Genomic DNA, 14,686 nt, shown 5'->3' on the forward strand with positions numbered 1-14,686 from the left:
GTGTAAGCATGTGCGGACTCTGCGGCCTGCTCGGTGAAGACCTGCACTGGAGCGATCCCTTGGGCGATGAGCTGCCCAGGCGCCGCGAGCGCCTGCGCCGCATTGCGGCGATCAATCAGGTGCTGGCGGTGTTCCGGCTCAAGGTCGAAGACTTTCAGGGCGCTTCCTATCTGTTGTTGGGCGCTACCGGCAAGCAGGCATTGGCGAGTGGCCTGGATCAACTCTGGCAGGCGGCTGAGAACATGCTCGGTCGCCCGTTGGACCCGCTTGACCCGCGTGTGCTTGATCATCTGGAGTCGTCATGAGCATTGCCCTTAATGTCATCACCGGCTTCCTCGGCAGTGGCAAAACCACGCTGCTCAAGCGTTTGCTGCAAGGCGAAAGCCTCGGTGATACCGCGCTGTTGATCAATGAATTCGGCGATATCGGCATCGACCACCTGTTGGTGGAAGAGGTCGCGCCAGACACCGTGTTGCTGCCCAGCGGCTGCGTGTGTTGCTCGATTCGCGGCGAGTTGAAAGACGCGCTGCTCGGCCTGTTGCAACGCCGTGAGCGCGGTGAGATCCCGGCCTTCAAACGCGTGATCCTGGAAACCACCGGCCTGGCCGACCCGGCGCCGATCCTCGCCACCCTGAATAACGATGTGCAACTGCGTGGGCGTTTTCACATTGGCCTGGTGATCACCTTGGTCGATGCCAGCCACGCCGAACTGCAGGAGCGCCTGCACCCGGAATGGCTGGCCCAGGTGGCGGCGGCGGATCGTTTGCTGCTGAGCAAAACCGACCTGGCCGGCGATTGCACCGCACTACGTGCGCATTTGCAGGCGCTGAATGCCGGTACGCCGATCCTCGATACCCATGGGGTTCACAGCGGCGACCAACTGTTGCTCGGCGAAGGTTTGCGCAGCGCGGAACCTGCGGCTGAAGTCAGCCGCTGGCAACTGCACCGCACCACCACGGCGAGCCACGGCGCTGCCCAAGTCTGCTGCCTGACCTTTGAGCAGCCGCTGGATTGGGTGGGCTTCGGGGTGTGGTTGTCGATGCTGTTAAGATGCCACGGCGAACGAATCCTTCGCGTCAAAGGACTGCTTAACGTGAACGCAAGCTCGGCCCCCATCGTCATTCATGGCGTGCAGCACTGCCTGCATGCCCCGGTGCATTTGCCTGCATGGCCAGGCACCGACCGCCAGTCACGCCTGGTGTTTATCCTGCGTGGCCTCGACCCGGCGCTGTTGCGACGCTCGTTTGAGGTGTTCTCACGGCGGTTTGCGGCATGATCACACTGCGTGTCCTCGGTACTTCCGTGACCTTGCTGGAATGCCTGCGCGTGCGCGCCGAGCAAGAGCTGGGTATTCGCCTGGTGTACCAGGTGCACGATGTGGCGCAGGCCCAGCGCATTGCGGTGATGCAACCCGAAAGTTACGACCTGTACGACCAGTGGTTTCACAACGTCGACTTCGTGTGGCCGGCGCGGGCGATCCAGCCCATCGACACGCGGCGTATTGCGTTGTGGCATGAGATCAATGACCTGCCCAAGCGCGGCCGGCTATCGCCCAGTGACCGTCTCGGCAGCGGCAGCGTGCCCAGTGAGCGCTTGTTCGTGCAGCACGACGGCAGCCTCGGCAGCACGGTGACCGAGCGTATCAGCATGCTGCCGCTGACCCACAATGCCGACAGTTTTGCCTACCGCCCCGAGCGTTTGCCCGACGGCTTCAGCCACGGCAATGAAAGTTGGGGCTGGCTGCTCGACCCGGCCTGGCGCGCGCGTACCGCGTTGCAAAGTGATGCGGCGATCGGCGCGCTGGATGCGGCGTTGGCCGTGCAGGGCGCAGGGCTGGCGCGGTTCAAGGACATCGGCAACATGAGCATCGAAGAGATCGATGTGCTGGCCGACATCCTGGTGCGCAAGCAGAAGGAAGGGCACTTCGCCGCGTTCTGGTCCGATGATGAAGAAGCCGCGCAGTTGATGCTCAGTCCGAGCATCGATATCCAGAGCCTGTGGTCGCCGACCTTGATGCGCCTGCACCGTGCGGGTGTGAAGTACCGGCTGGCGGTGCCGCGTGAGGGCTATCGCGCCTGGTTTGGCGGTTTGTCATTGTCGCGCCATGCCCAAGGCCCGGTGTTGGATGCGGCGTATGCCTATCTCAATTGGTGGTTATCGGGTTGGCCGGGCGCGGTGATGGCGCGCCAGGGTTACTACATCGGCAACCCGGCGCGCACCCGCGACCATTTGAGCAGCGCCGAGTGGGATTACTGGTACGCCGGCCTGCCAGCCCGCGAGGAGTTGCCAGGCAGTGATGGGTTGCCGTTGATCGACATCGGTGACGTGCGCGATGGCGGTTCCTACGAGCAACGCATGGGGCACATTGCGGTGTGGAACTCGGTGATGGATGAGCACAATTACCTGGTGCGGCGTTGGGGAGATTTTATGCGCGCCAGGGTCATGAATTAGCCAGTAGGGTGGGCCGGTATACCGGCCCTGTCGCCATCAGCAGGTTTTTTTCGGGCGAGGAGTCACCCGTTTACATGGGTTTTTTGGCGGTTTGGGGGTGTGCATCATGCCAGCCCAATACCAGGAAGTTTTTACAGAAGCGACGGACCAGTTCGGTGTCGGCGGCGTTGACCTTGCCGTCGTTGTTCACATCCCAGCTCACAGTGGTGCCGTTACCGGAACCATCGCCGTTTTTATACAGCGCTGCCGTGTAGGCAATGGTTTCATCCCGAGGCTCACCCTCGCCCTGATGAAAATGCAGGCGTACGGTGTCAGGTATGCCATTGGCATCGAAGTCTTCGGCAAAGATCTTGAGGTACCTATCGAATGGCGCGTCCGGGCTGAACCAGTTGAATTCGATGAACTGTTGGGCGAATTCAAGCGCCATGACCTCATCGAGTTTGTCGGCTACGCCATTATTGTTGATGTCGTCGGCCAGGCTCCAATCAAATTTTCCGTCACTGTTGATATCGAACAATGTGGCTTTTGACGCGAGAGGCTTGGACAGGGCGTCATTGTAAAAGTCCAGGTAAACAACATCGGGCTTATCGCTGTTATCAACATCATGAGCACGTAAGATTAAGTAGTGCATAAAAATACCAATAGAAGTAAAAGACGAAAAACCAGCCTGTCTGCTGCCTCGTCTAACGTTGCTCACCGATAAACGAGCAAGGTGTGGTTGGACGACTGTTACTCCAGTCGCACTTCAGAAAGTCCCGGCACAGGTCAACCACTAGCGCTGCACCACTGGCATCGACGCCCAAGTCTGCATTCACACGTTCATTGAGAATGACGTACTGTCCATCGGGGTCATTGAGAAAGACGCAAGCGGCGGCATTGACCAAGGTTGCATCGGTGGGTGCGCCCTCTCCTTGATGAAACCTCAACCGCACGAGGTCGGGCTTGCCATCCAAATCCAAGTCTTCGGAGTAGATTTCCAGGTAGCGGTCAAAAGGGGGCGCAACCTTCAACCATTTAAGCTTGAGAAACTGCCTTGCCAAGGCGCGTGCCAAATCGCCATCGACCTTATTGCAGACGCCGTTGCCATCAATGTCATCCGCCAGCACCCACTTTAAACTTCCGTGGTCCTGCTCCGGGGTATTCATGACCAACGCTTCAGCGACAGCCTTGGGGTTCATACCATCAAAAAACTCCAGATATACCGCATCGATAACGTCATTGTCGTAATCATCCTGAGCCGTGATCTTCAAATAGCGCATGGCAACCTCCTTGAAATAAGAACCTCAATATTTTCATTACTTGCGTGTGATCGCTATGCACGCCATTCGACGCAACAGGTGGGAAAGCTGCTCTTGATACGCGTGATTTTGAACGCAGTGGGTGTGCCAGCGCTGCCGGGTCAGCCGTAGGTCGTCAGTAATATGACGCAAAGATTGCAGGTTTTACTGGGTGTACTTATCCCAGCTCCCAGCTAATCTGCTTAAACCAAATAATCAATAAAAATAGATGTTTTTTTGACGCCAGGGCACCAGTCGCCAGGAATGCGTATGACAAAGGCACTGATTGGCAAAGAACGGCGTACGCTGCCAGAGGGCACGGCAATGCAGTGGCGCCACACCTTCCAAACCCGCATAGCCGGGGTGTTGGCGCTGTTGCTGCTGGTGGTTGTGGCGGCCACTTACTTCGCGGTCAAGGCCGCCACCACTCGGGCCGTGGAAAACCAGGCCCAGGTGCAGCTCACCACCGGCAGCCAGGTGTTCGAGCGCCTGCTGGACCTGCGCGGGCGGCGCCTGCAATACGGCTTGGACTGGCTGACCGTCGACGGGCCCTTCAAACAAGCGGTGATCGAGGGCAAGGCCGAATCAATACAGGCCGCGCTGCGTCGCCATGGCAGGGGCCTGCATTCAAGTGAGGTATTTGTGTTGGGCTTGGATGGCAAGGTGATCGTCAGCACCTTGCCCGTGCTGACCCACGGCCAGTCGTTTCCCTATGAGGAGGCTTTGCGCCATGCGCGGCGCAGTGGCCAGCAAATACTCATCGTCGCCTTGGACGAGCAGCCTTATTTGCTGGTGCAGGATGAAGTGCTCAACCCCGAGCCCATCGCCCGCGTGGTCATGGGCTTTCCCATGGGCAAGTTGTTCGCCAACGAACTGCGTTCCATGAGCAACCTTGAAGTGTCGTTCCTCAGCGTGCAGGACGGCCGCGTCGGCGAGTTGTTCAGTACCCAGCCCGAGGCCTACCAGGCCACCGTTATCAGTACGCTGCGCGAAGCGCACCTGAACCCTGACGCCCAGATCTCCGAGTTTTATGGGCAGCGCGTGCTCAGCCAGGTATTGCCGCTGGCCAATACCGGCGATGGCGATGAGGTGCGCGTGCTGCTGCAAAGCCCGCTCGACCATGCGCTGGAGTCTTTCGCGCCGCTGGACCGGCAGTTTCTCGGCATCGCCCTGGCGGTGCTGTTGGTGTCGCTGGCGGCGGCGTTGCTGCTGGCGCGCCGCGTATCGCGCCCGCTCAACGCTCTGGTAGAGGCCGCTGAACGCATTGGTGCCGGTGACTACCGCACGCCGGTGCGGGTGCGCAGCCACGATGAATTCGGCTTGCTGGCACGCGCTTTCAACGCCATGCAAAGCGGCATCGCTGTGCGCGAGCGGCAACTGGCGCATAACGCCCTGCATGATCCACTCACCGGCTTGCCCAACCGCGCCCTGGCCATGGAGCGCCTGGGCAGTGCGATCAGTGCGCGGCGGCCGGTGGTGTTGCTGTACCTGGGGATCGAAAACTACCGGGTGATCAACGAAGGCTTCGGCCCTCAGGGCGTCGAAGAAATGCTGCGTGAAGCCAGCCGCTGCCTGTCCATGAGCCTGTTGGCCAGCGACACCGCGGCGCGCATCGCCGGCAGTGAGTTTTTGCTGTTGCTGGAAAACACCGAGATCGACCGCGCCGTAGCCCGTGCCGACCGCCTTTACGGGCTGCTTACTGAGCCCCAACGCATTGGCAATGACGAGGTGCGCCATGAAGTCAGCATCGGCATCGCCGCCTACCCCACCGATGGCCAGCAGGTCGAAGAGTTGATCAGCCGCGCGGCCATTGCCCGGCATGATGCAGCGAGCCTGCCGGGGCATTTGCAGATCTACCAGCAAGACCGCGACCTTGCTCACCAACGCCAGATCACCCTGATCCGCGACCTGCGCCGGGCGGTGGTCGAGGGCCAATTGTTCCTGTGTTACCAGCCCAAGCTCGACCTCAAGCACGGCCATGTGCGCCAGGCTGAGGCCTTGTTGCGCTGGCAGCACCCGACCCTGGGCCAGGTCTCGCCCGCCGAATTCATTCCTTTGGCCGAGCGCACCGGCAGCATGGGCAGCCTGACCTTGTGGGTGATTGAGGAAGCGATCCGGCAAATGGCCGAGTGGTCGCAGCGCGGTTTGCCTATTCAGCTTTCGGTGAATATTTCGGTGGACGACCTGGCCGATGATGACTTGGCCGTTCGCGTCACGGCCTTGTTGATGCAATACGACGTGGCGGCTGAGCAGTTGATTTTCGAGATCACCGAAAGCGCGATCATGCATAACCCGCAACAGGCCCTCAGTGTGCTGGAGCAACTGCGTGGCTGCGGCATCAGCTTGTCGGTGGATGACTTTGGCACCGGCTATTCATCGCTGGCGCAATTGCAGCGTTTGCCGGTGCAGGAATTGAAGATCGACCAGTCGTTTATTCGCAACCTCGACAGCGCCAGTGGCGACGGCGTGATCGTGCGTTCGACCATCGAAATGAGCCATAACCTGGGGCTCAAGGTGGTGGCTGAAGGAGTGGAATTCGAGCCCAGTCTGAAGTTGCTCAGGCAGTGGAAGTGCGACACAGCGCAGGGGTACCTGATCAGTCTGCCGTTGAATGCCATGGCGTTTGAGAGGTGGATGCGGCGCGAGCGGGTGGTGTTGTAAATCTTTATTGCCAGGCATTCCTGTGGGAGCTGGCTTGCCTGCGATAGCGGTTGGACAGACGACCTGAATATTGAAGCTGTTCCTGATCAAAATGTGTGCGGGCTTGCTCGCGAATGCGCTGTGTCAGTCACCTGATGCATTAACTCAAAGACCGCATTCGCAGGCAAGCCAGCTCCCACATTGGAGCCTCACAGGGCACAAAAAAGGCGGCTACCCGTGAAGGTAGCCGCCTTTGTTTTACCGCCGATTCAGCTTAATCCGGCAGTTTGAACGCCATCACATAGTCACCCTGCTTGGTGCCCAGCGAGCCGTGACCGCCGGCCATGACCAGCACGTACTGCTTGCCGTCCTTGCCGGTGTAGGTCATCGGTGTGGTCTGCGCGCCTGCAGGCAGGCGGCCCTCCCACAGTTGCTTGCCGTTTTTAACGTCATAGGCACGCAGGTACTGGTCGAGGGTGCCGCTGAGGAACGCGACGCCACCGGCGGTGGTGAACGTACCGCCCAGGCTAGGCACGCCCATGGTCAGCGGGATCGGAACCGGCGAGCTGTCGCGCACGGTGCCGTTCTTGTGCATCCAGATGGTCTGGTGGTTGGTCAGATCGACCGCCGCCACATAGCCCCACGCGGGCGCCTGGCACGGCAGGCCCAAAGGCGACAGCAGTGCTTCGAGGATCACGCCGTACGGCGCGCCTTTGTTTGGTTGCACGCCTTCGGTTTCGCTGACGCGTGGGCCTTGCTTGGCAATATCGGCCGCCGGGATCAGTTTCGATTTGAACGCCATGTAGCTCGGGTTCACGAAAGCAATCTGACGCACCGGGTCAACCGAGATGCCGCCCCAGTCGAACACGCCGAAGTTACCCGGGTAAACGATCGAGCCTTGCAGCGATGGCGGGGTGAATGGGCCGTCGTAGCGCATGGATTTGAAATCGATACGGCACAGCATCTGGTCAAACGGGGTCACGCCCCACATGTCGCGTTCTTTCAACGGCGGCGGCATGAAGTTGAGGTCGGACTTCGGCTGTGTCGGCGAGGTGTGATCACCGGCCACTGCGCCTTGCGGTACAGGGATTTCGTTGATCGGCACCACCGGCTTGCCGTTGCTGCGGTCCAGCACGTAGATGCTGCCTTGCTTGGTCGAGGCCATGACTGCTGGCTTGACGCCGTCAGCGGTCTTGATATCGATCAGCGAAGGCTGGCCACCCACGTCCATGTCCCACAGGTCATGGTGAGTGAATTGGAAGGTCCACTTCACGTGGCCGCTGTCGATGTCCAAAGCGGTCAGACCGGCGCTGTATTTTTCCGAATCTTCGGTACGGTCGCCGCCGTATTGGTCAGGCATCTGGTTGCCCATCGGCAGGTAGAGCATGCCGAGTTTTTCGTCGACACTGAACATGGACCACATGTTCGGCGAGTTGCGGGTGTAAGTCTTGCCCTCGGCCAACGGGGTGGTGTCGTCCGGGTTGCCGCTGTCCCAGTTCCACACCAGCTTGCCGGTGTGCACGTCGAACGCACGGATCACGCCGCTAGGCTCGTCGGTGGAGACGTTGTCGGTCACGTGACCGCCGATCACGACCAGGTTCTTGGTCACGGCCGGTGGCGAAGTGGAGTAGTAACCGCCGGGGGCGAAGCTGCCGATGTTGGCACGCAGGTCGACCTGGCCTTTGTCACCGAAGTCTTCGCACATCTTGCCGGTGTCGGCGTCCAGCGCGATCAGACGGGTGTCGGCAGTCGGTACGAAAATGCGTTTCGGGCAGACGGCGCTGACAGGTGCAGTGCTGGCGGTGCCGGTAGGGCTTTGTTCGGAAGCGTAGACGGCGTCATCGTGATACGACACGCCACGGCAGGTCATGTGCGCCCAACCCTTGAAGTTCGCGGCACCCTGGCTGCTGATCTTCGGGTCGAAACGCCAGATTTCCTTGCCGGTGTCCGGGTCCAGGGCAATCACCTGGCTGTGCGGCGTGCACACGTAGAGCATGCCGTTGACTTTCAGCGGGGTGTTTTCCGCGGTGGTTTCACCGGGATCGCCTGGGCCTGGGATGTCACCGGTACGGAAGGTCCACGCCGGCACCAGCTTGTGGGCGTTTTCCGGGGTGATCTGCGCCAGCGGCGAGTAACGATCACCGAAGGCCGAGCGGCCATAGGAATTCCAGTCGCCATCGGCCTGGGCTGGTGCAGCGCTGGCCATGCCAGGCGCGGCGTCGCGGTCCAGTTGGCCGGTCTTGACCATCTCACCGGGGTTGGTGAATTGGCTGGCCAGGGCGGCAGCACCGGCCAGCACCACGGCTACGCTCAGCGCGCCAGTGCCCAGCGGCGCGGGTTGGCCACGCAGCAACGGACGGCGAAACCACGGCAGCAGCAAGACGATGCCCAAGGCGAACAGCAGGGCCAGGCGTGGCACCAATTGCCACCAATCCAGGCCGACTTCCCACAGTGCCCACACGGTACTGGCGAACAGCACCAGCGCGTACAGGCCCAGCGCTGCGCGGCGGTTAGCCAGCAGCAACACGCCGGTGAGGGCGATGCCGATACCGGCCAGCAGGTAGTACAGCGACCCGCCGAGCATGCTCAGCTTGACGCCGCCGGCCAGCAAGGCCAGCCCCATGATCAGCAGCAAGACGCCTAGCAGCCTGGGCAGCAGGCGGCTTGGGCTTGAAGCACCATCAGTGCTCATAGTGTGTTTCTCCGTGACGTTGGAATTATGTAACCCCGTGCTTCACTGTAGATGACGATTCGGCGCGGGCTAGGTTCAGCGTTAATTTGGGTTTTTCTGGGGATAAGTCAGTTATCCACAGGCGGGCGATGGAATCCCACGCGCGGGTCGGTTTAAGACAGCGCTGTCTTCAGGGCAGGGAACATTTGGCAAGATGGGATCGACCGCAGGCGTGAAACGTTTCAGTTTGTTGCGGCAAGGATAAAGCGCCTTCTCGTTTTGAGAAAGCGTAATTAGAGAGATGCATCATTTCCGATCTGGTAACAGTGACAGAACGTCGCTGCAAGAATGCCTGTAGAGGCTAGGGTCTGTGGGAGCTGGCTTGCCTGCGATGCAGACACCTCGGTACATCAGGTACACAGAGTTGATGCCATCGCAGGCAAGCCAACTCCCATAGAAGCCGGCTCACACAGAGGAGTTGCGCTGCTTTCTAGAAGGTAGTGCGCACGCCGAACTGCACGCTGCGCCCAGGCGCCGGGGCGATATCGCGCAGGATCGAGCTGGCATAACGTACGGTCTGGTTGGTGAGGTTTTCGCCATTGACGAACGCCAGCCACTGGCTGCCACCCATATTGAAGTGGTAACCGGCGCTGGCGCCCAAGGTGGTGTAACCGTCGGTGCCGCTTTCGTTGTCCGGCACACGCCCTTGGCCTGCGGCGTGTTCCACGTCGATCCGCGCCTGCCAGCGGTCCAGCTCCCACAGCAAACCGCTGTTCAGGCGCAGAGGCGCAATACGTGGCAAGGCTTCGCCGGTGTCCAGGTTGGTGGCGCGGGTGTAATCGCCCGACAGCTCCAGGGCGAACTTGCCGTAGGCGCTTTCGCCGAGTTTCCAGTGATCCTGGGCTTCAAAGCCTGCGAAACGCGCACGCACGCCGGAGTATTTGTACTCAGGGTTACCGCCCGCGTCTTCTTCACCTTCATCGTTCAGCGTGCGCCCTGTGCCCAGCAAACCGATGTAGTTGGAGAAGCGACTGTAGAACACGCCAAAGCTGCCCTTGTGCGTGCCGTTGTCAAAGCGCAGTGCCAGGTCGCTGGACACGGCTTTCTCTTTTTTCAGGTTGGCATCACCCAACTCGTAAGTGCCGGTGGCGACGTGTGCGCCGTTGGCATACAGCTCGTAGAAGGTGGGTGCGCGCTCGGTGTAGCCCAGTGTCGCGGCCAGCGACCACACCGGTGTGAGGCTGTACACCGCGCCGGACGACAGGCTGCCAGCGGTAAAGTCATTGGATTTATCGGCACCGGCAAAGCGCGCATTGCCCTTGGCGTTCGGGTCGACATGGGTGTGTTCCACGCGCCCGCCCAGGCTGAGCTTGAGGCGCTCGGTGGCCTGCATCTCTTCGAGAATAAACAGCGCGCCGGCGTTGGTATCGGTCTGCGGCACAAAGGCTTCTTCGCCCAAGGCCGAGAACTCATTGCGCGTCACTTGGGCGCCGACCACGCCATCAAACGGGCCGATCGGCTGGTGGCGCGCTTCAATGCGAGCTTCGTAACCCTTGTTCTTGAAGATTGTGCCGGTTTCGCCGCCTTCGATTTCACGGTGTTCGTAATCGGTGTAGCCCGCGTCGAGTTTCACCGAGGTGAACGGGCCTTGCAGGTTGCGGATCTCGGACGCAAAGGCGTAGTGATCCTGCTTCATGCGGATGCGCACGTCTTGCTCGGCGGGTGAGCCGTAGTTGCTGTCGTAGTTGCTGTAGGACAGCCCGGCATAACCGTCGTCCCAGGTGTAGGAACCGCCGACCGCGCCGCCATCCTGGCGCCCGTCGCTGTTGCCCAGTCGGCCATTTTTGCCGGGGCCGTCTTCGGTCTCGGGGGCATGGCGACTGCGGGCCTGGCCTGGGATTTTAAGGTCGTTGAATTCCCGCGCATTTGCGTCCAGGTGCAAGGCGAAGGTGCCGTTGCCGGCTTCCAGTTTGCCTGCGCTGCTGCGGGTGGTGTCGGCACCGCCGTAACGCAGTTCACCGGCACCGTGGATGCCTTCAATCGCCTCGGTGGGAATGCGGTTGTCGAAGGTGTTGACTACGCCGCCGATGGCGCTGCCGCCGTACAACAGTGCAGCCGGGCCACGCACGATTTCGATGCGGTCGACGTTGATCGGGTCCAGCGGCACGGCGTGATCATAGGACAGCGACGAGGCATCCAGCGCGCCCACGCCGTTGCGCAGAACGCGAATACGGTCGCCATCCTGGCCACGAATGATCGGGCGGCTGGCACCTGGGCCGAAGTACGACGACGACACGCCTGGCTGCTTGTTCAGGGTTTCGCCGAGGCTGCCTTTTTGCTGCAGGGTCAGGTCATCGCCTTCGAGCACCGTGGTGGGCGAGGCGAGTTGTTCGCTGCCCAAGGGGTTGCCGGTAATGACTTGGGGTTGCAGTTCCAGGGCGTGGGCTTCGGAGCCGATCAGCAGGGCGGCGGCGAGTGGGGTCAAGCGCCACAGAGAAGAGAGGGGCATCAAACATTCCTTGGTAAAGGCACAGAAAAGAGAAGGCTTAAAACGGTATCGGGCTTGATAAGTATCGTTACAATATAACATCTCTTTTTTGCCTGAAAAGGGGAACTTTTTCCCAAGGGCTATATTCAATGCAGTGCTTCCACCTCTACGTCCCGTCCGCTAAGGTGCGCGGCTGTGTTTCCTCTTTTTGCAAAAGGCCTGGCATGACCGCGACAAACAACGACCCACTTCACGGCGTGACCCTGCAGCACGTGCTCACCACTTTGGTGGAGCACTACGAATGGAGCGGTCTGGCCGAACGCATTGATGTGCGCTGTTTCAAGAGCGACCCCAGCATCAAGTCGAGCCTGACCTTCCTGCGCAAAACACCGTGGGCGCGGGAGAAAGTCGAAGGCTTGTACGTCAAGCTGATGCGTACCAAACGTCCGCTGGATTGAGGCCATGAAGCGGTACGTGGCCACGGCGGCGTTGGCTGGCTGGACAGGGCTGGCGATTCAGCAATACCTGATTTTCTATTCACGCTGGGAGGCCGGCGCGAGCCTGTTGGGCGGGCTGATCAACTTTTTCAGTTTCTTCACGGTGCTGACCAACACCCTGGTGGTCGTGGTGTTGAGCTATGCGCTGGTCAATCGAGAGTCAGCGGCAAAGCGGTTCTTCCTGGCGCCTACCGTCAGCAGCGCTATTGCTACGAGCATTGTCGTGGTGAGCCTGGCCTACAACCTGTTGCTCCGGCATTTATGGAGCCCCACCGGCTTTCAATTTATCGCCGACGAATTGCTGCACGACGTGATGCCGGTGCTGTTCGTGATCTATTGGTGGCGGTGTGTGCCCAAGGGCACGTTGCGCTTCAAGCACATTGGCGGTTGGGTGATTTACCCGCTGGTGTACTTCGGCTATGTGCTGCTGCGCGGGCATCTGCTGGGGCAGTATCAGTACCCGTTCATCGATGTGGACAGCCTCGGTTATCCACAGGTGTTTGTGAATGCCGGGGGGATTTTGGCGGGGTTTGTGCTGATTGCGTTAGCGGTAGTGGGGTTGGACAGAGTCTTGAAGACACCTGCAAATTAAAGTGGGAGCTGGCTTGTCGGGTCGCCGCATCGCTGCGATTCAGGCACCTCGGTACATCAGGTACACCGAGTTGATGCCATCGCAGCGATGCGGCGACCCGACAAGCCAGCTCCCACAGTTGAATCGCATCAGTTTTTATTCTTCTTCGGTGCCCTCGGCACGCCAGTAACCCACGGCCTTGAGGAACTCCTCATTGATCTTGTGCGTGTCCAGCAACACACGGCGCACCTGGCGCGACAGCTTGGTTTCCGTCGCGACAAAGCTGAACAGTGAGCCGCCCGGCAGGCTCAGGTTGCGCACTGTCTCAAGCAGGTCGTCCTGGCCGCGCACTACCCAAATCACCTCCACATCGGCGGCGCTGTTGAGTGGCTGCTGCTCCGCGTTGTTGGCGATTTCAATCACCGCCAACACCTTGCGCCCGGCCGGCAATTCTTCCAGGCGACGGGCGATGGCCGGAATCGCGGTTTCATCACCGATCAGCAAGTAGCTGTCGAAGATATCCGGCACGATCATCGAGCCACGCGGCCCACCGATATACAGGTGCTGGCCGACTTGTACCTGATCGGCCCAGGTGGAGGCAGGGCCATCGCCGTGCAGCACGAAGTCGATATCCAGCTCGCCGATGCTCAGGTCGAAGCGCCGTGGCGTGTAGTCGCGCATGGCCGGTTGCGGGCCGTCGCCCTTAATGTTGAAGGACGGGCTTTCCAGCGCGGCCTGTTCGGCGGCGTTCTGTGGGAACAGCAGCTTGATGTGGTCGTCACTCCCCAGGCTGATAAAACCGGCCAGTTCCGGCCCGCCCAAGGTGATGCGACGCATGCGTGGGGTGATATCCACTACCCGCAATACCTGCAGGCGGCGGCGCTTGATTTCGTGGGTAACGCGATGGATGGCTTGAGTGTTCATTGGACTTTCCCGTCGGCAATGGTTTGAGCGGTGCCGTTGGGCAGCGCCTCATGAATGTTGGCGGACGCTTGTTCACTTCCATGCTCAGGGGTAACCGTCCGTTCGCCTAAGAAGATACGAACGGTGGGGGCGAATGTGTAGGGTTTTTTTCGCGTCCGGCGTCATTACTGGTCCACCCGGAGGAAGCTGGGCCTGTTCGTCGAACAGGCTTTCGACCTCACGGAGCACGTTTGTATATGGGTCGATAAGCATATTATTAGAGTAATTATTCGGTTAGAGTGATTGCTCAATAAGAGTGCAGGAGTTTAGTTTTCAGTGTTGTTTTAGTATGCACTATCGTAGTATTTGTATTGATATTGTTAGCGCGCAATGGGCTGTAAGAATCATCTTACGGCTGTTTTTAAAGTTTTGGCAAAGTGCCATCTTTTTCCCTCGAGTTAATGTGCCATTAGCTACGTTGTATAGGGATATGGCTGGCATACCTGTTTTTTTAGTTGCTGGATCATAGTGGGGCGTTGCAGTAGTTAACTGGAAGTCGACGCTTAACCTTGCACGTTTGCCCTTGACGCCAACTTGCAGTGATTCAACTCAAATACTAAAAAACAGGTAATGATCATGTTCAAAAAATTCGCCGTTTCACTCCCTCTGGCTGTTGCGGTGTTGGGTTCTTCGGCGGTCATGGCTGCCAACGATGCCAGCACCGTCATCAACATCCGTGCTGATATTCCGACCACGCAATTTCACGCCCAGCCCCTGGATCCGAACTTCGGTCTCGACGAGGTCATGACCTACAACACCGTGACCGGGGAATTGAGTCCGCTGTCGACGGTCTTCAGTCTGAAAAACACCGGTGGCTCGATTGACGGTTACTTGCAGGACGGTCCGGCTTCACTGACCAACGGTACCGACGCCATTGCACTGACTATCGCCTTGGGCGGTGTAACGTTGGATGCCACGCCTAAGGAAGTGGCCGCGGACGCCGAGTCCAACCCAGGCCTGCAAAAAACCATGACAATCAAGGCCGCCAAACCGGGCGCCACACAATCCGGCCGCTACACCGCGGTGACCACCGTGATCTTCGATAACAAGCCGCGTACGCGTTGATCGCTAGTTTTCAATAAGGTCATGCCTTAACGCCGGCCGTTACCTACGGTCGGCTTTCAACTG

12 protein-coding genes are annotated in these 14,686 nt (G+C 59.7%); 7 read left to right on the forward strand and 5 right to left on the reverse strand.

Annotated elements, in window-relative coordinates; translation table 11 throughout:
- Window positions 1-8: 8 nt before the first annotated feature.
- Genes PSH96_RS05535 through PSH96_RS05545 form a run of 3 tightly spaced genes read left to right on the forward strand, consistent with a single transcriptional unit; the run spans window position 9 to window position 2,451 of the window.
- Window positions 9-305: a hypothetical protein gene (locus PSH96_RS05535; RefSeq protein ID WP_305458023.1), complete on the forward strand. Its 297-nt coding sequence runs from the start codon at window positions 9-11 to the stop codon at window positions 303-305.
- Window positions 302-1,276: a GTP-binding protein gene (locus PSH96_RS05540; protein ID WP_305458025.1), complete on the forward strand. Its 975-nt coding sequence runs from the start codon at window positions 302-304 to the stop codon at window positions 1,274-1,276. The genes PSH96_RS05535 and PSH96_RS05540 overlap by 4 nt, the downstream gene beginning before the upstream one ends.
- On the forward strand, window positions 1,273-2,451 hold the full coding sequence (locus PSH96_RS05545; protein ID WP_305458027.1) for a PotD/PotF family extracellular solute-binding protein: 1,179 nt from the start codon (window positions 1,273-1,275) through the stop codon (window positions 2,449-2,451). The genes PSH96_RS05540 and PSH96_RS05545 overlap by 4 nt, the downstream gene beginning before the upstream one ends.
- A 70-nt stretch (window positions 2,452-2,521) precedes the next feature.
- Here the strand turns inward: PSH96_RS05545 and PSH96_RS05550 are convergent, their stop codons facing one another.
- Both PSH96_RS05550 and PSH96_RS05555 read right to left on the reverse strand, forming a co-directional pair.
- Window positions 2,522-3,082: a hypothetical protein gene (locus PSH96_RS05550; protein WP_305458029.1), complete on the reverse strand. Its 561-nt coding sequence runs from the start codon at window positions 3,080-3,082 to the stop codon at window positions 2,522-2,524.
- A gap of 52 nt (window positions 3,083-3,134) precedes the next feature.
- Window positions 3,135-3,710 (reverse strand): hypothetical protein, encoded by a 576-nt coding sequence (locus PSH96_RS05555; RefSeq protein ID WP_305458030.1) that lies wholly within the window; start codon window positions 3,708-3,710, stop codon window positions 3,135-3,137.
- Window positions 3,711-4,052: 342 nt separating this feature from the next.
- Between PSH96_RS05555 and PSH96_RS05560 the strand changes: the two genes are divergently transcribed.
- The gene (locus tag PSH96_RS05560) at window positions 4,053-6,389 is read left to right on the forward strand and encodes a bifunctional diguanylate cyclase/phosphodiesterase (protein WP_305459993.1); all 2,337 of its coding nucleotides are present in this window, start codon (window positions 4,053-4,055) and stop codon (window positions 6,387-6,389) included.
- A 253-nt stretch (window positions 6,390-6,642) separates the two neighbouring features.
- On the opposite strand, the gene PSH96_RS05565 is transcribed toward PSH96_RS05560, so the two are convergent.
- Both PSH96_RS05565 and PSH96_RS05570 read right to left on the reverse strand, forming a co-directional pair.
- Window positions 6,643-9,060, reverse strand: coding sequence for a glucose/quinate/shikimate family membrane-bound PQQ-dependent dehydrogenase (locus PSH96_RS05565; RefSeq protein ID WP_305458032.1), 2,418 nt, complete (start codon window positions 9,058-9,060; stop codon window positions 6,643-6,645).
- 469 nt (window positions 9,061-9,529) lie between these two features.
- Window positions 9,530-11,548 carry a TonB-dependent receptor gene (locus PSH96_RS05570; RefSeq protein ID WP_305458034.1) on the reverse strand — a complete coding sequence of 673 codons (2,019 nt, stop codon included), beginning with the start codon at window positions 11,546-11,548 and terminating at the stop codon, window positions 9,530-9,532.
- 203 nt (window positions 11,549-11,751) lie between these two features.
- Here PSH96_RS05570 and PSH96_RS05575 point away from each other — a divergent pair, with 203 nt between their 5' ends.
- Together PSH96_RS05575 and PSH96_RS05580 are read left to right on the forward strand one after the other, a co-directional pair.
- Window positions 11,752-11,985: a VF530 family protein gene (locus PSH96_RS05575; protein ID WP_305458036.1), complete on the forward strand. Its 234-nt coding sequence runs from the start codon at window positions 11,752-11,754 to the stop codon at window positions 11,983-11,985.
- Between the two features lie 4 nt (window positions 11,986-11,989).
- Window positions 11,990-12,616 carry a Pr6Pr family membrane protein gene (locus PSH96_RS05580; protein WP_305458038.1) on the forward strand — a complete coding sequence of 209 codons (627 nt, stop codon included), beginning with the start codon at window positions 11,990-11,992 and terminating at the stop codon, window positions 12,614-12,616.
- A gap of 135 nt (window positions 12,617-12,751) precedes the next feature.
- Here the strand turns inward: PSH96_RS05580 and PSH96_RS05585 are convergent, their stop codons facing one another.
- The gene (locus PSH96_RS05585) at window positions 12,752-13,519 is read right to left on the reverse strand and encodes a siderophore-interacting protein (protein ID WP_305458040.1); all 768 of its coding nucleotides are present in this window, start codon (window positions 13,517-13,519) and stop codon (window positions 12,752-12,754) included.
- 615 nt (window positions 13,520-14,134) lie between these two features.
- Between PSH96_RS05585 and PSH96_RS05590 the strand changes: the two genes are divergently transcribed.
- Entirely contained in the window at window positions 14,135-14,623 is a 489-nt protein-coding gene (locus PSH96_RS05590; RefSeq protein WP_305458042.1) for a CS1 type fimbrial major subunit, read from the forward strand.
- The last annotated feature ends 63 nt before the right edge of the window (window positions 14,624-14,686 follow it).

It is taken from the genome of Pseudomonas sp. FP2338 (genome assembly GCF_030687515.1).
GTDB lineage: Bacteria > Pseudomonadota > Gammaproteobacteria > Pseudomonadales > Pseudomonadaceae > Aquipseudomonas > Aquipseudomonas salomonii.